This window comes from Bradyrhizobium sp. 149 (assembly GCF_023073915.1).
Taxonomy (GTDB): domain Bacteria; phylum Pseudomonadota; class Alphaproteobacteria; order Rhizobiales; family Xanthobacteraceae; genus Bradyrhizobium.
The window spans coordinates 1-539 of the sequence record NZ_JADPKK010000008.1; the positions used below are offsets into that span (position 1 = coordinate 1).

Genomic DNA, 539 nt, shown 5'->3' on the forward strand with positions numbered 1-539 from the left:
GGCTTGAAGGTAAGGCCGAGCACGGCGACGGTCTTGCCGCGCAGCGAGCCGCCGAGCGCCTGGCTGACTTTGCGCGCCATCGCGCGCTTGCGGTTCTCGTTGACCGCCAGCACGGATTCGACGATGCGCAAGCTCACGTCGTAGTCCTGCGCAATCTTGATCAGCGCCTTGGTGTCCTTCGGGAAGCACGAGCCGCCGAAGCCGGGGCCGGCATGCAGGAATTTGGTGCCGATGCGGTTGTCCAGGCCGATGCCGCGCGCGACCTCCTGCACGTTGGCGCCGGCCTTTTCGGATAGGTCCGCGATCTCGTTGATGAAGGTGATCTTGGTCGCGAGGAACGCGTTGGCGGCGTATTTGATCATCTCCGCGGTGCGCCGCTCCGTGAACATCAGCGGCGCCTGGTTCAGCGACAGCGGACGATAGATGTCGCCCATCAATTTGCGGCCGCGCTCGTCGGAGGTGCCGACGACGACGCGATCGGGGAACTTGAAGTCGCGGATCGCCGCGCCCTCGCGCAGGAATTCGGGGTTCGAGGCGAC

The 539-nt window shown here is 65.5% G+C and carries 1 protein-coding gene; it reads right to left on the reverse strand.

Annotated elements, in window-relative coordinates; translation table 11 throughout:
- A partial coding sequence (locus tag IVA88_RS02440; RefSeq protein WP_247495710.1) for a nucleotide sugar dehydrogenase occupies window positions 1-539 on the reverse strand: 539 nt, incomplete at both ends.